Annotated in this window: 15 protein-coding genes; 7 read left to right on the top strand and 8 right to left on the bottom strand. The window is 73.0% G+C overall.

Features of this window, described 5'->3' with window-relative positions:
• Positions 1-103 precede the first annotated feature (103 nt).
• Entirely contained in the window at positions 104-967 is an 864-nt protein-coding gene (locus Q5530_RS08155; protein WP_415361625.1) for an alpha/beta hydrolase family protein, read from the bottom strand.
• A 169-nt stretch (positions 968-1,136) separates the two neighbouring features.
• Between Q5530_RS08155 and Q5530_RS08150 the strand changes: the two genes are divergently transcribed.
• From Q5530_RS08150 to Q5530_RS08135, 4 genes are all read left to right on the top strand, one after another.
• The gene (locus tag Q5530_RS08150; RefSeq protein ID WP_415361624.1) at positions 1,137-3,746 is read left to right on the top strand and encodes a LuxR C-terminal-related transcriptional regulator; all 2,610 of its coding nucleotides are present in this window, start codon (positions 1,137-1,139) and stop codon (positions 3,744-3,746) included.
• A gap of 97 nt (positions 3,747-3,843) precedes the next feature.
• Positions 3,844-4,260 (top strand): acyl-CoA thioesterase, encoded by a 417-nt coding sequence (locus Q5530_RS08145; RefSeq protein WP_415361623.1) that lies wholly within the window; start codon positions 3,844-3,846, stop codon positions 4,258-4,260.
• A complete protein-coding gene (locus Q5530_RS08140; protein WP_415361622.1) occupies positions 4,257-5,357 on the top strand; it encodes a zinc-binding dehydrogenase in 1,101 nt (366 codons plus the stop codon). The genes Q5530_RS08145 and Q5530_RS08140 overlap by 4 nt, the downstream gene beginning before the upstream one ends.
• 30 nt (positions 5,358-5,387) lie before the next feature.
• Complete coding sequence (locus tag Q5530_RS08135) at positions 5,388-6,227, top strand: cyclase family protein (protein ID WP_415361621.1); 840 nt, start codon at positions 5,388-5,390, stop codon at positions 6,225-6,227.
• 75 nt (positions 6,228-6,302) lie between these two features.
• Here Q5530_RS08135 and Q5530_RS08130 read toward each other — a convergent pair whose 3' ends face one another.
• Positions 6,303-7,814 (bottom strand): diguanylate cyclase domain-containing protein, encoded by a 1,512-nt coding sequence (locus Q5530_RS08130; protein WP_415361620.1) that lies wholly within the window; start codon positions 7,812-7,814, stop codon positions 6,303-6,305.
• A gap of 59 nt (positions 7,815-7,873) precedes the next feature.
• On the opposite strand from Q5530_RS08130, the gene Q5530_RS08125 reads away from it, so the two are divergent.
• Positions 7,874-8,392 (top strand): MarR family winged helix-turn-helix transcriptional regulator, encoded by a 519-nt coding sequence (locus Q5530_RS08125; protein WP_415361619.1) that lies wholly within the window; start codon positions 7,874-7,876, stop codon positions 8,390-8,392.
• A 109-nt stretch (positions 8,393-8,501) separates the two neighbouring features.
• Here Q5530_RS08125 and Q5530_RS08120 read toward each other — a convergent pair whose 3' ends face one another.
• From Q5530_RS08120 to Q5530_RS08095, 6 genes are all read right to left on the bottom strand, one after another.
• Complete coding sequence (locus Q5530_RS08120) at positions 8,502-9,953, bottom strand: glutamate synthase subunit beta (RefSeq protein WP_415361618.1); 1,452 nt, start codon at positions 9,951-9,953, stop codon at positions 8,502-8,504.
• The gene (gltB, locus tag Q5530_RS08115) at positions 9,946-14,451 is read right to left on the bottom strand and encodes a glutamate synthase large subunit (RefSeq protein WP_415361617.1); all 4,506 of its coding nucleotides are present in this window, start codon (positions 14,449-14,451) and stop codon (positions 9,946-9,948) included. Before gltB ends, Q5530_RS08120 begins: the two co-directional genes overlap by 8 nt.
• A gap of 388 nt (positions 14,452-14,839) precedes the next feature.
• A complete protein-coding gene (locus tag Q5530_RS08110; RefSeq protein ID WP_415361616.1) occupies positions 14,840-15,052 on the bottom strand; it encodes a hypothetical protein in 213 nt (70 codons plus the stop codon).
• Positions 15,053-15,193: 141 nt separating this feature from the next.
• Positions 15,194-15,898, bottom strand: coding sequence for a VIT family protein (locus Q5530_RS08105; RefSeq protein ID WP_415361615.1), 705 nt, complete (start codon positions 15,896-15,898; stop codon positions 15,194-15,196).
• Between the two features lie 402 nt (positions 15,899-16,300).
• A complete protein-coding gene (locus Q5530_RS08100) occupies positions 16,301-16,837 on the bottom strand; it encodes a hypothetical protein (protein ID WP_415361614.1) in 537 nt (178 codons plus the stop codon).
• 70 nt (positions 16,838-16,907) lie between these two features.
• Entirely contained in the window at positions 16,908-18,146 is a 1,239-nt protein-coding gene (locus Q5530_RS08095; RefSeq protein ID WP_415361613.1) for a helix-turn-helix domain-containing protein, read from the bottom strand.
• Between the two features lie 119 nt (positions 18,147-18,265).
• Between Q5530_RS08095 and Q5530_RS08090 the strand changes: the two genes are divergently transcribed.
• Positions 18,266-19,180, top strand: coding sequence for a helix-turn-helix domain-containing protein (locus Q5530_RS08090; RefSeq protein WP_415361612.1), 915 nt, complete (start codon positions 18,266-18,268; stop codon positions 19,178-19,180).
• Positions 19,181-19,292: 112 nt separating this feature from the next.
• Entirely contained in the window at positions 19,293-19,586 is a 294-nt protein-coding gene (locus Q5530_RS08085) for a hypothetical protein (protein ID WP_415361611.1), read from the top strand.
• Positions 19,587-19,588: the final 2 nt, after the last annotated feature.

The raw sequence follows: 19,588 nt of genomic DNA, 5'->3' as shown, positions 1-19,588 counted from the left end.
GAAACCGCGCCACCCCGGGAGCTCGGGTGGCGCGGTTCCGGTGTCGGGGTGGTGCGGTGTCGGGGTGGTGCGGAGTGGTGCGCTGCGGTCGGGGGCGGTGCGGTCAGGTGGAGTGCGGGCAGGTGTCCCGGTACTCCTCGATCAGGGTGCTGCGGCCCGGCGCCGGGCAGAGGAACTGCTCGTAGCGGGTGTCGTTGTCGATGAACCGCTTGAGCCAGGCGATGCTGTACTTGGCGATGGTGGTGTTGGACGTGTTCGGCGCGAAGTGGCTCGCGCCGTTCAGCTCCAGGTACGCCTTGTCCAGCGTCGAGGGCAGGGACGAGTAGAACGGCTCGGAGTGCGACGACACCGGCGCGACCGAGTCGTTCTCGGCGCCGACGACGAGGGTCGGCACGCGCACGCCGCTCCAGGACTTGTCGGTGTGCCACCCGGTCAGCGGGATCGCGGCCTGGAGGGCCGGTCGCTGCTCGGCCGCGCGCAGGGTGCCGCCGCCGCCCATCGAGTGGCCCATGACGCCCAGCCGGGAGGTGTCGATCCGGCTGCGCACCGTGCTGCGCTGGGTCAGGTAGTCCAGCGCGGCCAGCAGCTGGTTCGCCCGGCTGTCGGGCTGGTCGACCGTGGTGTTGGTGTCGATGGTGAACACCACGAAGCCCTGGGACGCCAGGCGCGGGCCGAGCCAGGAGATGCTCGACTGCGTGCCGGTGAAGCCGGGGGAGACGGCGATCGCGCCGTAGGTGCCCTCGGCGGTGCTCGTGGGGTAGTAGATGGTGCCGCCGCCGAAGCCGCTCACGGCGAGCGAGGACACGGAGGTCTCGGAGGTGGAGAACGGACCGCGCACGGCCTCGATGCTGGAGTTCGAGGGCGCCGGACCGCGGCGGTACTCGGTCTCGGCGGCGTTCGCCTGGGGGGCGACGAGCGCCAGGACCAGGGCGGGGACGAGCGCCGGGATCAGTTTGCGGAGTTGCACGTCGGTGTACACCTCGCTCGGCAGGGAACTGCGGACAGCGACGACCTTGCTCCGCCGCGTCACCACGCCGCATCGGTGCAACCACCGGTCCGCCACGAAAACTAACGCTGGTAGATAACTTCGGCCCGACCCCTTCCGCGAAACGGCCCAGGCCCGTAGAACTGGCCTCATGCTGCGCGGACGTCATCGGCAGCGCGCCGAGGTGGACGCGCTGCTCACCCGGGCCCGAGCCGGGCGCGGTGGTGCGCTGGTGCTGCGCGGCGGTCCGGGGTCGGGCAAGAGCGCGCTGCTGGCGGCGGCCCGCGAGTCCGCGGCCCGGGAATTCGCCGCTCGCGAGGCGGGTGCCCAGGGGGCCGGTGCCCAGGGGCCCGGGACCCGGGGGTCCGGTACCCGTGCCGGCCGCTCGGCGGCGTCGGCGCCCGGCGGTCCGAACCCCGACGAGCCGACCCCCGGCACGTCCACCCCGCGCGAAGTCCTCCTGTGCGTGGACGACGCCCACCTGCTCGACGACGCCGCGTGGCTCACCGGCCTGGCCCGGGACATCGCCGACGAACCGGTGGCCCTGCTCATCGCCACCGAGGAGGACATCCCGGGCCTGCCCCGGGTCCGCCTCGACCCGCTCGACCACGCCGACAGTCTCCGCGTCCTGCGTGACCTGCGCCCCGGCCTGCCGCCCGGCCTCGCCGACGCGGTCGCCGACCTCGCCCTGGGCAACCCGCTCGCCCTGGTCGAGCTGACCCGCGCGCTCACCTCGGAGCAGCTGGGCGGCACCGCGCCCCCGCCCGACGCGCTGCCCGAGGACAGCTCGCTGCGCGCCCGGTTCAGCGCGCGCTTCCACGACCTGTCCCCGCAGGCCCGCTACGCGATCGCGCTGCTCGTCGTGGACGACGAGGTCGACGCGGACACCCTGGCCCGGATGCCCGACCTCGACCTGGCAGCCGTCGACCAGGCCCACGCCCTGCTCGACGGCGGGCCGCTGGTCCGCTCGACCCTGCGCACCGAGATCCCGCTGGCCCTGCGCTACGCCGCGCACGCGGCGCTGGCCGAGGCCCTGCCCGCCGGTCCGCGCCGCACCTGGCACGAGGCCGCCCGCGCGCCGGGCGACCGGGGCGCGTTCGCCGACCGGCTGGCCGACGCCGCCCGCCGCGCCCGCCGCTGCGGCGACTACCCGGCCGCCGCCCGCGACCACGACCGCGCCGCCGCCCTGGCCGGCGCCCCCGACGCGCGGGCCCGCCACCTGGTCGCCGCCGCCACCGACCACTGGGCGCACGGCGCGCCCCGCCGGGCCCGCGCCGCCCTGCGCACCGCCGTCCGCCTCACCGACGACCCCGGCCTGCGCGCCCGCGCCGAACTGCTGCGCGGCGGCCTGGACCTCGGCCACGGGCTGCCGGACGTGGCCGCCCGCCGCCTGCTGCACGCGGCCGGCGAGCTGGTCGGCACGCACCGCGCGCTGGCCATCACCGCCCTGGGCTTCGCGGGCGAGGCGGCCAGCATCGCCGGCGACCACCGCCGCTACGCCGAGACGGCCGCCTTCGCCGACCGCCTGCGCCTGCCCGACGAGCCCGACGACACGCGCGTCACCCTCGACCACCTCACCGGCATGGCCGCCACGTTCGCCGGCCGCCACCAGGAGGCCCTGCCCGCCCTGCGCTCGGTGGTGGACCTGGCCGAGCGCCTGCCGCACCCGCAGGCCAAGATCTGGGGCGGTCAGGCCGCCTACACCCTGGGCGAGGCGACCAAGGCCCACGAGCTGGCCACCAGCGCGGTCACCGCCGCGCACGAGCACGGCCTGACCGGTCTGGTGCCGTGGGCGCTGGTCTACCGGGCGCTGTCGGCGCTGCTGCTCGACCAGCACTCGGTGGCGCTGTCGGCGGCCTACGAGGGCGTGCACGCGGCCACCTCCATGGGCCAGCACAACGCCGTGGTGGACCACCTGACGATCCTCGCCCTGCTCTCCGCCCTGCGCGGCGACACCGAGACCGCCGTGCACCGCATCGACGCCGCCGCCGAGCAGATCGCCCAGCGCGGTCTCGGCCGGTCCGGCGCGTTCGGCGCGTGGGCGTTCGCCTGCGTCGACCTGGTGCTGGACCGCCCGGCCGACGCGCTGGACCGGCTGCGCCTGATGGCGCCCGGCACGGGCGGCGTGCACGCGGGCATCAAGGTGCTGGCCGCGCCGCACGTGGTGGAGGCCGCGGTCGGCTGCGGCCGGCCCGCCGCCGGGGACCGGGCGCTGCGCCGCTACGAGAAGTGGGCCGGCGCCACCGGCAGCGCCGCCCGGCTCGCGCTGTCGCACCGCTGCCGCGGCATGCTGTCCGACGGCGTGCGCTCCGACGAGCACTTCCGCGAGGCCATCCGGCTGCACCGGGCCAGCGGCACCGCCATGGAGCTGGCCAAGACCGAGCTGTTCTACGGCCACCGGCTGCGGCGCGGGCGCAGCCCCCGGGCCGCGCGGGAGCTGCTGCGCGACGCGGTGAAGATCTTCGAGAGCTACGAGGCCGACCGCTGGGTCGCGCGGGCCCGCGCCGAGCTGCGCGCGGCGGGCGACACCGTCGGCGTCGCCCCCGGCGGTCCGGCCGGCGGGCCGCCCGGCGCGGACCGGGCCGCCGAGCTGACCGCGCAGCAGGTGCGGATCGCCCGCCTGGTCGCCGAGGGCGCGACCAACCGGGAGGTCGCGTCCCGCCTGTTCCTGAGCCACCGCACCGTCGAGCACCACCTGCGCAACATCTTCGCCAAGCTCGGCGTGCGGTCCCGGGTCGAGCTGAGCAGGGTGCTCGACTGAGGACCGGTCCGGCGGGACCGGCCCCGCGATCCGGCCCCGCGATCCGGCAGCTCGACCCGGCCCGACGACCCGGCAGTTCGACAGGACAGGAGTGCGCGTGCGCGAGGACTACCGCCACTGGCGGCGAATCCCCACCCGGTGGCACGACAACGACGTGTACGGGCACGTCAACAACGTCGTGCACTACGCGTTCATGGACACGGTGATCAACACCTGGCTCATCGGCGAGGGCGGGCTGGACATCCACCGCGGGCGGGCGATCGGGCTGTGCGTGGAGTCGCACTGCAACTACCGCTCGTCCGTCGCCTTCCCCGAGGCCGTCGACGCGGGCCTGCGCATCGGCCACCTGGGTCGCTCCAGCGTCCGCTACGAGCTCGGCTTCTACCCCGAGGGCCGCGACGACGTGGTGGCCGAGGGCCACTTCGTGCACGTGTTCGTCGACCGGGAGACGCGCAAGCCGGTGGAGATCCCGGTCGACCTGCGCGGCGCGATGGCGGGACTGGTGGTCGCGTGAGGACGCGCGGTGCGGTGCTGACCGAGGTCGGCGGGCCGCTGGAGGTCGTCGACCTGGAACTGGACCCGCCGGGTCCCGGCGAGCTGCTGGTGCGGGTGCGCGCCACCGGGCTGTGCCACTCGGACCTGTCGGTCATCGACGGCTCCCGCGTCCGGCCGCTGCCCATGGTGCTCGGCCACGAGGCCGCGGGCGAGGTCGTGGGCACCGGGCCCGGCCCGTCGGAGTTCGCGGTGGGCGACCGGGTCGTGCTGTCGTTCGTGCCCGCCTGCGGGTCGTGCCGGTGGTGCGTGGCGGGCAGGCAGGCGCTGTGCGAGCCGGGCGCCGCGGCCAACCGGGCGGGCACGCTGCTCGGCGGCGAGCGGCGGCTGCGGCTGCCCGACGGCACGCGCCCGCACCACCACCTGGGCGTGTCCGGGTTCGCCGAGCACGCCGTGGTGTCGGCGAGGTCCGCCACCCGCGTGCCCGACGACCTGCCGTTCGACGTGGCCGCGCTGTTCGGCTGCGCGGTGCTCACCGGCGCGGGCGCGGCGTTCTACAGCGCGGGCGTCGTGCCGGGGGACCGGGTCGCGGTGTTCGGGCTCGGCGGCGTCGGTCTGGCCGCCCTGCTGGCCGCGCGGGCGGCGGGCGCGACGCAGGTCGTCGCGGTGGACGTGGTGGCGGGCAAGCGGGAACTGGCGCTCGCGCTCGGCGCGACCGACCAGGTGGAGGGCGGCCCGGACGCGGTCGAGGCGGTGCGGTCGCTCACCGGCGGCGGCGCGGACAAGGTCATCGACACGACCGGCGTGGCCGCCGTGCTGGAGCAGGCGTACCTGGCCACCGGCGCGGGCGGCACCACGGTCACGGTCGGGCTGCCGCACCCGGACCGCAGGGTGTCGCTGCCCGCGCTGAGCCTGGTCGCCGAGGAGCGCACGCTCAAGGGCAGCTACCTCGGCTCGTGCGTGCCCCGGCGGGACGTGCCGCGGTTCGTGGCGCTGTACCGGGCGGGGCGGCTGCCCGTGCACGAGCTGCTGTCTGGCCGGTTGGCGCTGGACGAGGTGAACACCGGGTTCACCCGTTTGGCATCCGGAGAAGCCGTCCGACAGGTTGTCGTGCCGTGATCACCCGGCCGGTACGGTTACCCGGATCGGGTGACAGCTGAGCGGATGGAGTGGTCGTCGGTGCGCAGGCGGTCGATGCTCGCGGGTGTGGTTTCGGCGGTGGGCGGCGCGGTGGCCGCGGGCGGTGGTTCGGCTCGGGCCTCGGGCCGTCCGCTGGGCCTGGGCGACTACCGGCTGGTGAACCTGGCGCACGTCAACGACCCGGACCGGACCAACGTCTACCCGGGCGACCCGGAGTTCACCCTCACCACGGTCACCACCGTGCCCGAGCACGGCTTCTACCTCCAGTACGTGTCGCAGGGCGAGCACACCGGCACGCACTGGGGCGCGCCCGCGCACTTCAACGCCGACCAGCCCCACGCCGACGAGCTGGACCCGGAGGACCTGTTCCTGCCCGCGGTCAGGGTCGACGTGCGCGAGCGGGCGGCGCGCGACGCCGACTACGAGGTGACCGTCCAGGACCTCCAGCGCTGGGAGAAGCGGCACGGCCGCATCCCGCGCGAGGCGGCGGTGGTGCTGTGGACCGGCTGGCAGGACCGCTGGGGCACCCCGGCGTTCTACAACTTCGACGAGCACGGGCAGATGCACCAGCCCGGGTTCTCCCCGGCCGCGGTGGAGTGGCTGGTGAGCACCGGCAGGCTGGGCAGGCGCGGGGCGCTCGGCACCGACACGTTCAGCCCGGAGCGGGCGCTGGACGCGGAGTACCGGGTGTCCAAGCTGCTCTACCGGGAGCACCGGATCAGCCTGGAGATCCTGACCAACCTGGACCAGCTGCCCGAGCAGGGCGCGCACGTCCTGGTCGGCGGTGTGGTCAACCGGCGCGGGTCCGGGTCGCCGGCGAGCGTGTACGCGTTCGTGCCCAGGCGCTGAGGAGTTCCCCCCGGCAGCGCGGTGGCCTTCACCGACCTCGGCAGGCGGGTGAGCACCTGGTGACCGCGGCCGCCCTCACCGGTGGACGACCAGCCCGCGCCCGCCCTCCCGCTTGGCCTCGTACATGGCCTTGTCCGCGCGCTTCAGCACCGACGCCGCGGTGGTCTCCGGGTCGCGGTCCGCGCAGACCACCACCCCCACCGACGCGCTGATCTCCTCACCGAGGCTGTCCAGCACCCGGAAGGCCACCTCGCGCGGCTCGCCCACCCCCTCCACCAGCACGCCGAACTCGTCGCCGCCCAGCCGGGCCACCACGTCGGTGTCGCGGACGCACCCGCGCAACCTCCGGGCCACCCGCTCCAGCAGCGCGTCGCCGTGCGCGTGGCCCGACACGTCGTTGACCGCCTTGAAGTCGTCCAGGTCCACGAACAGCAGCCCGAACGGCGTGCCGTCGCGGTGGTGGCGGGCCAGCGCCTCGTCCAGCCTGCCCTCGAACAGCGCCCGGTTGGCCAGGCCGGTGAGCGGGTCGTGGTGCGCCTGGTGGGCCAGCGTGCGCTCGGACTCCCGCAGCATCAGGACCAGCCTCGCGTTGTCCACGATGGTCACCAGCTGCCGCAGGACCACCGCGACGAACACGGTGAAACCGCACCCGATCTCCACCCCGTCCAGCGGCTCCACCTCGCCGATGGCGGTGCGCCGCAGCACCAGCACGGTGCAGACCAGCAGCGGCACGTACGGCATGAGCAGGTAGGCCCACTGCCACGGCCGCCGGCTGCGCCCGGGGCCGCCGACCGGGGTCGGGGTCGGCGCGAGGGCGGCCAGGGCGATCAGCGCGGGGCCGAGCACGAAGCCCGCGTTGGCCGCCGGCGGCACCTCCGGCGCCTGGATGCTGACCAGGTAGGCGAACGCCAGGTCCGACGCCGCCAGCGCGGCCAGCCCCAGGCCGAGCAGCCGCAGCTGCGGCCGGAGCACCACCTTGCGGTCGGCGCCGAGCACCACCACGACGACCAGCAGCACCAGGTCGGTGACCGGGTAGGCGACGGCCACCAGGAACGCCGCCGTGCTCGGGTTGCCCACCGCCACGAGGCCGCCCAGCGCCGTGGTCCAGGTGAGCGCGAACAGCGACCCGACCACGATCACGCCGTCCAGCAGCAGCACCAGGCGGGTGCTGCCCGACCGGTGGTCCAGCAGGGCGTCCGGGGTGTCCGACCGCCGGTGGCTGCCGATGACCAGCAGCGCGACGAACGCGAACGGCACGATGCTCAGGTACCCCGCGTCGGCGGGCGACGGCGAGGGCACGGCCCGCTCCTCGGCCAGCTGGTACCAGGTCCACAGCGCCATGCCGACCGTCCAGCCGAACGTGCCGCAGCCCATGGCGACGCGCCACCGGCGGTCCGGCCCGCCGCGCCGGCGCGCCGTCCACCAGCAGCAACCGGTGGCGAGCAGGCCCGCGGCGAGCTGGGCGAGGTTGTCGAGCACGACCGAGGCCCGGCCCTCGACGAGGTCGAGACCGGGTGCCACCCACGCGGCCGCGGCGAGCACCAGCACCGCCGTGGCGGTGACGGCGAAGCGCCTCGTCCCGATCACGCGGCCAAGTGTGCCCGATTTCCGCCCCACCGGCGGGGTGGCCCTGCGAGGATCGGCGGGTGGCAGAGCACGAGGTCCCGGCTGCGGACGACGTGGTGACGGAGCAGGACTACGAGCGCTTCGCGCGGCACCGGATCGCCGGGATGGGCGGTGACGCCGGGGCGTTCAGCCTCTCGTACAACGTGCTGCACCTGGCGTACATGATGATCACCGACTACGAGGCGCTCGTGCACCGCGAGCAGGGCTGGACGATGCCGGGGTTCCGGCTGATGTTCAAGCTGTGGATCCTCGGCCCCACGCAGCCCGCGCGGCTGGCCGACCTGTCCGGCACCACCAGGTCGGCGATGTCGAACCTGATCAACACGCTGGAGCGGGGCGGGCTGGTCGAGCGCACCAGGGACGGCCAGGACCGGCGCGTGGTGTTCGTGGCGCTGACCGAGGAGGGCCGCGCGGCCGTGGCGGGCGTCTTCCCGGTGCAGAACGCGCGCGAGTCGCGGTGGTTCGACGCCCTGGACGACGAGGAGCGCGTGTACGTGGTGCGGCTGATCCGGCGGGTGGTGGCGGCGCGGCCGCAGTAGCACGCCCCCGGCACCCGGACCACGCTGTCCGGGTGCCGGGGGCGCCGTGCGCGGCGGCGGAAGGACGTCCCCGGTGGCCGGACCACGCTGTCCGGCCACCGGGGACAGCTCAGGTGAGCGGCCGGTCCGTCGGCTCGATCGGCCGGGGCAGCACGTCCCGCCCCATCAGGTACGCGTCGACACCCGCGGCGGCCGAGCGGCCCTCCGCGATCGCCCACACGATCAGCGACTGCCCGCGCCCCATGTCACCGGCCACGAACACGCCCTCCACCGAGGTGGCGAACGACGCGTCCCGGGCGACGTTGCCCCGCGCGTCCAGCTCCACCCCCAGGTCCGTGACCAGCCCCTCCTTCTCGGGACCGACGAACCCCATGGCCAGCGTCACCAGCTGCGCCGGGACCTCGCGCTCGCTGCCGGGCACCGGCTCGAAGCGCCCACCGGCCGCCCGCACCTCGACCAGCCGCAGCGCCCGCACCGCGCCGTCGTCGTCGCCCAGGAACTCCGCGGTGGACACCGAGTACAGGCGCTCGCCGCCCTCCTCGTGCGCCGACGTCACCCGGTACAGCATCGGGTAGGTCGGCCACGGGTGGGCCTCCGACCGCAGCTCCGGCGGCCTCGGCATGATCTCCAGCTGCGTCACCGACAGCGCGCCCTGGCGGTGGGCCGTGCCCACGCAGTCCGCGCCCGTGTCACCGCCGCCGATGACCACGACGTGCTTGCCCTCCGCCGTGATCGGCGGCGACGCCAGCTCGCCGCGCGCCACCCGGTTCGCGCCCGGCAGGTACTCCATCGCCTGGTGCACCCCGCGCAGCGACCGGCCGGGGATCGGCAGGTCCCGCCACGCCGTGGCGCCGCCGGCCAGCACCACCGCGTCGAAGGAACCGCGCAGCTCCTCGACCGCGATGTCCGCGCCGACGTCCACGCCCGTCCGGAACTCGGTGCCCTCGGCGCGCATCTGCTCCAACCGCCGGTCCAGGCGCCACTTCTCCATCTTGAACTCGGGTATGCCGTACCGCAGCAGGCCGCCGATCGCGTCGGCCCGCTCCAGCACCACCACGGAGTGCCCGGCCCGGGTCAGCTGCTGCGCCGCGGCCAGCCCGGCCGGACCGGAGCCGACCACCGCGACCTTCCGGCCGGTCCGGGTGGCGGGCACCTGCGGGGTCACCCAGCCCTCGTCCCAGGCCCGGTCGACGATGGAGATCTCCACCCGCTTGATGGTCACCGGATCGCCGTTGATCCCGACCACGCAGGCGGCCTCGCACGGCGCGGGGCACAGCGTCCCGGTGAACTCCGGGAAGTTGTTGGTGGCGTGCAGCCGCTCCGACGCCTTCCGCCAGTCCTCCCGCCACACCAGGTTGTTCCACTCGGGGATCAGGTTCCCCAGCGGACAGCCCTGGTGGCAGAACGGGATGCCGCAGTCCATGCACCGCCCGGCCTGCTTCTCCAGCCGCGGCCGCTCGAACTCCTCGTAGACCTCGCGCCAGTCGCGCAGCCGCAGGAACACCGGCCTGCTGCGCGGCACCTCGCGCTCGGTGGTGAGGAAGCCCCGGGGGTCAGCCATGAGACGCCTCCATGATCGCTTCGTTGACGTCCCGGCCTTCCTGCTCGGCCAGGGCGCGGGCGGCCAGCACCCGCTTGTAGTCCTTGGGCATGACCTTGGTGAACCGGTCGACCGCGAGGTCCCAGTCCGCCAGCAGCGCGTGCGCCACCGCCGAGCCGGTCTCCGCGTAGTGCTTCTCCACCGCGGACCGCAGGAACTCCCGGTCGGCGGTGTCCAGCGGGTCCAGGTCCACCATCTCGGCGTTCACCCGGCCGACCAGCGCGTCGAGCAAGTAGGCGATCCCGCCCGACATGCCCGCCGCGAAGTTGCGCCCGGTCGGCCCGAGCACGACCACCCGGCCACCGGTCATGTACTCGCACCCGTGGTCGCCCACGCCCTCGACCACGGCCAGCGCGCCGGAGTTGCGCACGCAGAACCGCTCGCCGACGCGACCGCGCAGGAAGATCTCGCCGGACGTGGCGCCGTAGCCGATCACGTTGCCCGCGACCACCTGCTGCTCGGCCACGAACTGCGCGTCCGGCACCGGCCGCAGCGTGATCCGGCCGCCGGACAGGCCCTTGCCGAGGTAGTCGTTCGCGTCACCGACGAGCCGCAGCGTGATGCCGCGCGGCACGAACGCGCCGAACGACTGCCCGGCGGTGCCGGTGAACGTGATGTCGATCGTGTCGTCGGGCAGGCCCCGGCCACCCCACTTCCGGGTCACCTCGGACCCGAGCATGGTGCCCACGGTCCGGTTGACGTTGCGCACCGGCAGCTCCAGCCGGACCCGGTCGCCCGAGGCGATGGCGCCCTCGGCCAGCTGGATCAGCGTGTTGTCCAACGCCTTCTCCAACCCGTGGTCCTGCGCCACCACCCGGTGCCGCGCCGCGCCCTCCGGTAGCTCCGGCACGTGGAAGATCGGCGACAGGTCGAGCCCGGCCGCCTTCCAGTGGTCCACCGCCTTGCGCGTGTCGAGCAGGTCGGCCTGGCCCACGGCCTCGGCCAGGGTGCGGAAACCGAGGCGCGCCAGCAGCTCCCGCACCTCCTGCGCGACGAACTCGAAGAAGTTCACCACGTGCTCGGCCTTGCCCGCGAACTTCGCGCGCAGCACCGGGTTCTGCGTGGCCACGCCCACCGGGCAGGTGTCCAGGTGGCACACCCGCATCATGATGCAGCCCGACACGACCAGGGGAGCGGTGGCGAAGCCGAACTCCTCCGCGCCCAGCAGCGCCGCGATCACCACGTCCCGGCCGGTCTTGAGCTGGCCGTCGGTCTGCACCACGATCCGGTCCCGCAGCCGGTTGGCCAGCAGCGTCTGCTGCGTCTCGGCCAGGCCCAGCTCCCACGGGCCGCCCGCGTGCTTGATCGACGACAGGGGCGAGGCGCCGGTGCCGCCGTCGTGGCCGGAGATCAGCACGACGTCCGCGTGCGCCTTGGACACGCCCGCCGCGACCGTGCCCACGCCGACCTCGGAGACGAGCTTCACGTGCACGCGCGCCGCCGGGTTGGCGTTCTTCAGGTCGTGGATGAGCTGCGCCAGGTCCTCGATCGAGTAGATGTCGTGGTGCGGCGGCGGCGAGATCAGGCCGACGCCCGGCGTGGAGTGCCGGGTCTTGGCGATCCACGGGTACACCTTCGCGCCGGGCAGCTGGCCGCCCTCGCCGGGCTTCGCGCCCTGCGCCATCTTGATCTGGATGTCGTCGGCGTTGACCAGGTACTCGCTGGTCACGCCGAACCGGCCGGACGCGACCTGCTTGATCGCGGACCGCCGCGAGTCGCCGTTGGCGTCGGGCACGAACCGCTCCGGGTCCTCGCCGCCCTCGCCGGTGTTGGACTTCGCGCCCAACCGGTTCATCGCGATCGCCAGCACCTCGTGCATCTCCTGCGAGATGGACCCGTAGGAGATGGCGCCGGTGGCGAACCGCTTGACGATCGACGAGACCGGCTCGACCTCCTCGACCGGCACCGGCGGCCGCACGCCCTCCCGGAACTCGAACAGCCCGCGCAGCGTCATCAGCCGCCCGGCCTGCTCGTCGACCGCGCGCGTGTACTCCTTGAAGACGTCGTAGCGGCCGCTGCGGGTGGAGTGCTGGAGCTTGAACACCGTCTGCGGGTTGAACAGGTGCGCCTCGCCCTCGCGGCGCCACTGGTAGTCGCCGCCGGTCTCCAGCTCCCGGTGGTGCGGCCGGACGCCGTCTGCGGGGAACGCGGTGCGGTGCCGCCGGGCGACCTCCTCGGCGATGACGTCGAACCCGATGCCGCCCAGCCGCGAGGTGGTGCCGGTGAAGCAGGAGTCGACGACCTCGTCACCCAGGCCGATGGCCTCGAAGATCTGCGCGCCCGTGTAGGAGGCGACGGTCGACACGCCCATCTTGGACATGGTCTTGCGCACGCCCTTGCCCAGCGCCTTGATCAGGTTGCGGGCGGCGACCTTCGGCTCGACGTCCGGCAGCTCCTCCACCGAGGCCATCGCCAGGTACGGGTTGACCGCCTTGGCGCCGTAGCCGACCAGCAGCGCGATGTGGTGCACCTCGCGGGCGTCGCCCGCCTCCACGATCAGGTCCACCTGGGTGCGGGTCTTCTCCCGCACCAGGTGGTGGTGCACCGCGCCGGTGAGCAGCAGCGACGGGATCGGCGCGTGGTCGGCGTCGACGCCCCGGTCGGACAGCACGACCAGCCGCGCGCCGTCCCGGATGGCCGCCGACACCTCGGCGCGGACCTCGTCCAGCCGCCGCACCAGGGCCGCGCCGCCGCCCGCCATCTCGTAGAGGCCGCGCACGGTGAAGGTGCGGAACTCCGGCAGGGTGCCGTCGTCGTCGACGTGCACCAGCTTGGCCAGCTCGTCGTTGTCCAGCACCGGGAACGGCAGCGAGATGCGCCGGCAGGAGCTCTCGTCCGAGAGCAGCAGGTTGGGCTCCGCGCCCAGGGTGGCGTGCAGCGAGGTCACCAGCTCCTCGCGGATCGCGTCCAGCGGCGGGTTGGTCACCTGGGCGAACAGCTGGGTGAAGTAGTCGAACAGCTGCCGCGGCCGGTTCGACAGCGGCGCGAACGGGGCGTCGTTGCCCATCGAGCCGATCGGCTCCGCGCCGGTGCGGGCCATCGGGCCCAGCAGCAGCGCCAGCTCCTCCTCGGTGTAGCCGAACGCCTGCTGGCGGCGCACCAGCGACGAGTGCGTGGGCACCTCGCGCGCCCGCACCGGCAGGTCGGCCAGGCGCAGCACGCCCCGGGCGACCCACTCCTGGTACGGGTGCTCCGCGGCCAACTGCCCCTTGATCTCCTCGTCGTCGATGATCCGCCCCTGGGCGGTGTCGACAAGGAACATCCGGCCCGGCTCCAGCCGGCCCTTGCGCACGATGGTGGTCGGGTCGAGGTCGAGCACGCCCGCCTCGCTGCCGAGCACCACCAAGCCGTCCTCGGTGACCCAGTACCGAGCGGGGCGCAGGCCGTTGCGGTCGAGCACCGCGCCGATCAGCGTGCCGTCGGTGAACGAGACCAGCGCCGGGCCGTCCCACGGCTCCATGAGCGTGGAGTGGAACTCGTAGAACGCCCGCCGCGCGGGGTCCATCTCGGTGTGGTTCTCCCACGCCTCGGGGATCATCATCAGCACCGCGTGGGGCAGGCTGCGACCGCCCAGGTGCAGCAGCTCCAGCACCTCGTCGAAGGTGGCCGAGTCGCTGGCGCCGCGCGTGATGACCGGGAACACCCGGGACAGGTCGCCGGAGATCAGGTCGGTGGCCAGCACCGACTCCCGGGCGTCCATCCAGTTGCGGTTGCCGCGCAGGGTGTTGATCTCGCCGTTGTGCGCCACGTACCGGTACGGGTGGGCCAGCGGCCACGACGGGAACGTGTTGGTGGAGAAGCGCGAGTGCACCAGGCCGATGGAGCTGGTCACCCGCTCGTCGGTGAGGTCCGGGAAGAACCTCTCCACCTGCGGCTCGGTGAGCATCCCCTTGTAGACCACCGTGCGGCCCGACAGGCTCGGGAAGTACGCCTCGGTGGCGTGCTCCACGCGCTTGCGGACCACGAACGCCAGGCGCTCCAGCTCCAGCCCGCCGGTGCCCTCCGGCCCGGCGAGGAAGAGCTGGCGGAACGCGGGCATGGTCGTCCGCGCGGTCGGCCCGACGTGGTCGGTGTCCACGGGCAGCTCGCGCCAGCCCAGGACGGTGGCGCCCTCCTCGGCGGCGATGCGCTCGACCTCGGCCTTGACCTCGTCCTGCCCGTCGTGCGGCAGGAACGCGGTGCCGACGGCGTAGTGGCCCGGTCCGGGCAGCGCGAAGTCGACGACCTCCCGGTAGAACGCGTCGGGCACCTGGATCAGGATGCCCGCGCCGTCGCCGGTTTCGGGCTCCGCACCGCGGGCACCCCGGTGTTCGAGGTTGCGCAACGCGATCAGGGCCTGGCGCACGATCGCGTGGTTCCTACGCCCGGCCAGGTCGGCCACGAACGCGACGCCACAGGCGTCGTGCTCGTACCGCGGGTCGTAGAGGCCGCCTTGCGGCTGGTTGTGGTGGTGGGTCACAACGGGCCCTCCCGTACGTCGTCTGTTCGCCCTGTTTTCGGGCAAACGGATGCGGCCGAGCGCCCGCGCGCGGCTTTACGCGGACAGGTCGGCCTGCAGGTGCTGGCTGGGGAACCACGCCGGGAGATCATCAGCGTGGGGACCGCACTCCGTTGTGCGGGAGAACTGCACTTCCTGGTGCGTGCGTTCCGTGACCGGATGGGGTCGTGGGAGCACGCTGGGCGGTGCACCGGGGTTGCCGGGGTCTTGTGACGATAGTGTGAATTCGGGGTTATGGCGCTAGTCCGAGAGGGCGGCGTGGCGAAGACCACCCCTACTTGACGCCGTTCGGGTCAGCGGAGTGCACCCTTTCGGGTCAGCTTTTCGGGGGTTCCGGCCGCGGTGGAGGTCAGCCCCTCGCTCCGCGCGCCGCTCTGACGCAGGCGCCGGCGGTGGTCAGGAACAGGATCGCGACGACACCCTGCCACCAGGCGGCCTCGCTCGCGGCCAAGAGCACGTTGACGCTCGCCACCAGTGCGAACAGGGCGGCGAGCAGGGTCCACACCCGGCGTTCGCTCTTCTCCGAACGGGGTACCAGGACGTAGGTCGGCGGGTGGGTCATGGCGGGCACCTCCAGTCGGGCGCTCGTCGCGACCGGGGGCGACGAAGCGGTCCGGAGTACCCGCAGTTTGCGTAGATCACACCTCGGCGGGTGCTCTTCTTTCGCCGCCCGACGAACGTCGTGCACGCTGCGTGATAGGGGTTACCCCGCGGTTACGCCGAACAGGAGACCCACGCCGTAGGTGACGGCCATCGTCAGCGACCCGACCACGACGTTGCGGCGCACCGCCCGCCCGGCCGGGCTGCCGCCGAGCCGGGCGCTGACCACGCCGGTGAGCACCAGCCCGACCAGCACCGCCGCCGCGCACGCCCAGACCCGCCACGCCGTCGGCGGCAGCACGATCGCCGCCAGCGGGATCACCGAACCCGCGGCGAACGCCCCCAGCGAGGCCCACGCGGCGTGCCACGGGTTGGTCAGGTGGTCCGGGTCGATCTGGAGCTCGGCCTCGGCGTGGGCGCGCAGGGCGTCCTTCTCGGTCAGCTCGTGCGCGACCCGGGCGGCCAGGTCCTCGGTCAGGTCCTTGTCCCGGTAGATCCCGGCCAGCTCGCGCTCTTCCTCCTCCGGCATCTCCCGCAGCTCCCACGCCTCCCGGCGCAGCGCGGCCCGCTCGGTGTCCCGCTGGGTGCTCACCGAGGCGTACTCGCCGCCCGCCATCGACAGCGAGCCCGCGACCAGGCCGGCCACCCCCGCGGCGAGGATCGCGGTGCGGTCCGCGGTGGCGCCCGCGACGCCCACGACCAGGCCCGCCGTGGACACGATCCCGTCGTTCGCGCCCAGGACGCCCGCCCGGAGCCGGTTCAGCCGGCCGGAGAGGTCGTCGTGGTGCGGTTCACCGGGGTGCGTCATGCCGGAATCGAACCACCCGGCACGCCACCGGGTGGTGCGCGGGCCGCGAACGGGTGAGGGGCTGGACAACGCGCGCCGGGGCTCGCGCGTCCCCGCTGTGGGGCAAGCGGTTGTGACGAATGGGGGAAGCGGTGGTCGGCGGGCGGGTGGTGGTGCTCGGTGTCGGTCCGGGGTGGTCGGGCTCGGGCTGTGCGCGCTCCCGGTGCCTGTGGTCGGGTGGTGTGTCGCGCCGGGTGTGGAGTGGGGCTCGTCGCTCGCGCGGATCTGCCGGTAGTACGAAATTCCACTCGCGGAGATCCACGGGGGCCGCGACTTTGTGGACGGTGTGGGTTGTCCTGGCCGCGCCCTGCACGTCGTGTTGCCGGAGCTGCGCGTCGGGGTGACCCCGGTCGTGTGGCCGGGTCAGCCGGACTCGATGATCCGCCACTGCGGACCGTTGACCCAGGTGGCCTCCAGGCGGGAGCGGTGCCCGGCTCCGGTGAACTCGACGACCACCGCGTCGGCCGGTTGCTCGACGGTGGCGGCGAAGCCCTGGTGCGGGGTGGCCGAGATCGGTTGCAGGTCGCGGGGTGCGAAGCGGACGGCGGCCACGCCGCCGTGGAGGCGGAAGCTGCGCAGGTAGACCGGTTCGCCGTCCTGCCTGGTCCAGGTGCCCTCCTCCGAGGGCAGCGGCGGTGGTTCGGCGGTGGTGGTGGTTGTGGTGGTGGTCGCCGTCGTTGTGGTGGTCGTGGGCGCGGTGGTGACGATTGGCGGGGGAGTGGTGGTGGTCGGCGTGGTCGTCGAAGGGACGGCGGAGGACTGCTGGACCGGCCCGGCGACGAAGCGCGGCCGCTCCGGCACGCCCGCGTCGAGGACGGACCGGATGCCCAGCCAGGACAGCGCCACCGCGGCGGCGGTCGAGGCCGACCACGCCGCGAGGTACCGCAGGCCCCTGCTCACGCCCGTCATCCTGCCGGCGGTGGGGCGCCCGACCTGACGAGGCCCTGGCGCTGTCCCACCCGGCGGCGGATCAGGCGGCCACGCCGACGAAGTCCGCGAGCCTGCGCAGGTCGCCCTTCACCGAGCGCCGTTCGCGTCGGAGCATCCCGCGGAGCATCGAGTGGACCCGACCGGTGAAGAGCAGTTGCTCCGGGGCGGACGTCCTGGCCAGGTCTAGCGCATCCAGCGCTTCGCGGTCTTGCCGCCGCAGGTAGTGGGCCCACGCGACGGTGATCAGGTGCGAGGTCCGTCGCTCGGACAACTCCCCAGGCAGGTCGTCGTGCGGCACGTTCTCCGCTGCCGCGATGGCCGCTCCCGGGTCACCGAGTTCAAGTGCCAGCCACACGCGGTGGATGGCGATGTTCGTCGGCCCGAAAGCCAGCCAGAAGTCGTTCCGGTCCCCGGTCTTCTCCGCTGCCCGTGCGGCTTCGTCCAGGTGGTCGCGCGCGGCCCGGTGGTCGCCGAGGGTGGCTGCCCCCACGGCGCCCTTCAGCATGAGCGAGCCGTACACGCTGTAGGACTGCGGAGAGCCGAGGCGGGAACGCAGGGCGTCCGCCGCCACGACGGGGGCGTCGGTCGATTCGGTGAGGCGCCCGGCGTGGCGCAGGACCACGGCCAGTCGCCACGCCCCGCCCGCGATCAGCAGGGGGTCACCGGATTCCTCGGCGGCGTGCATCGAACGTTCGGCGGCAACCCACGGCAGGTGTGGCTCGCCCAGTCGGTCCAGCATCCCGGAGGTCACCCGGTACACCAGTGCTTGGAGCGAGGCGGCCTCGCGCTTCTGCTGCTCGTTCTCGGCGGCGTGCGCCAGGTGCCAGGCGTCCGCGATCATGTCCGGCACGAGCGGGGCCATCGCGGACCACCGCTCCGTCTGCGAGTGCGCGAACGCTTTCCCGACGCGAACCCGGAGGTGTTCCGGCGAAACGGACATGCGGTCCGGTGCGCCGATCAGCGAAGCGATGCCGTTGTAGCGCAGCATCGCCGCTTCGATCTCCGGAACGACGTTCGGGGCGGTGCCGAGCGAATCCTTGCGCTTCGCCGTCGCGCGAAAAGGGCCTGGCAGCAGTGCCGACGGGGGAATCCGCAGGGCCTCGGCCACCGCCACGATCGTGGACAACCTGTCCACCTCGCGCTTGCCGTTCTCGATCTGCCTCAGCCACTCGGTGGTGCGTCCCCCGGCCAGTCCGCACAGCACCTCTTGGGTCATCCCCTGCCGCTTGCGGTAGTAGGCGATGCGCTCGCCCACGGTCGCCTCGGTGTCCGGCCGCATATCCCCAGGGTACTCGCGCCCGCCTCGGGCAATGGACCCCCAACAGAAATTTGGGGTTGGCCGCGCGAGGTGGATCTAGCGTCTCGACCGAGCGGCATCCGTGGTCACCAACTCCCTCGGTGACCGGTGTGCCGCTGTCTGAACCGGACATTCGGCAGTTGGGGCAGATCGACATGAGTGAAAGTCCACAGGGCGAAGATCCGCCACGCGTGAGCGACGCCTACAGTCGCGATCTCGGGGCGCTACTGCGGGAAATCCGGCACCGGTCGGGCTGGGCCTCGAACAAGCTGCTGAAGAAGTTGGACTGGTCCGCCGGAAAATTGTCCAAGCTCGAATCGGGAACACGGGGGACGGGCGAGCGGGACATCCTCTTCTTGCTGGGCGTCCTCCAGGCGAGCAAAGAGGATCGCGAACAGGTTCACGATGTTCTTTCGGCGGGCAACCGACACGCCTTTGTCCGTCGTCACGACACCGACGGCAGTGCGCGGTGCATGAGAATCCATGAAGAATCGTCGGTGTCGGTCATCGCGTACGAGCCTTTCACGATTCCGCCGCTCGCTCAGGCGTGGGACTACGCACTGGCCTTGACCGGCAGCGAGGTGTGCGCAAACTCCCGGGCCCGCCGCAAGGATGCCGCCAGGTCGCGTGCCACGGGTCATCAAGGGCAGAGGTGGCGCTTCTACATCCACGAACTCGCCTTGCGAACGGTTGTCGGGGGTAAGGACGTGATGCGCGACCAGATGTTGGACCTCACGCTCACGGTGGGCCTGACGAACATCTCGGTCAACGTCGTTCCGGAGGTCGCGGGCATGGACGCTTACCTGCTGCGACCGGCAACCCTCATGGACGTCGGGCACTCCGCTGGAGCGGTCGCCTGCGTCGAAGGGGATTCCGCCACCGCGTTCTACGACGATGAAGAGATCGTCCAGGAGGTCAAGGAAAAAATGTGCAGGATCAGTGCGGCTGCACTGGGCGACGATGAATCACGGTCCCTGCTCGCCAGGTGGGCCGACCTCTACGACAGGGGCCAGTAGTCGCCTCTTGTCGAGGTCGGTCCCACCGTACGGGATCAAGCTGCGGTCGCAACCTTTCACAGCAGAAGTCGGAAATATGAAACAAAACACGGTTTTCCGGGATCTTCGTCTGGTGGTCATCGGGCTGGCACTCGGTGGACTCGGCCTGAACATCTACCGCCGTACGAGGCGTCAGCCTGCTCCCATCGAGCCGCACAGGGACCGGTTCCCGACCGACAAGGCGGCATGGACGCCCTACCACCACAGGCTGGACGCGCGTCAGCAGCTCCAGGCCGACCTGCTGGTGGGAATTCGGGACGGCGTCAACGCGGTCCTCACCACGATCACGCTCGGCCTGTACCGGCCCGAACCGATGGACGCGCAGAGCCGATACCACCCTCCTCGCCCGCCACGCGCCACCGCCTGAAC

The sequence above is a fragment of the Saccharothrix sp. BKS2 genome (assembly GCF_047689505.1).
In the GTDB taxonomy this organism is placed as follows: Bacteria; Actinomycetota; Actinomycetes; order Mycobacteriales; family Pseudonocardiaceae; genus Actinosynnema; species Actinosynnema lopnurensis.
This window is presented reverse-complemented; position numbering and strand designations above follow the sequence as displayed.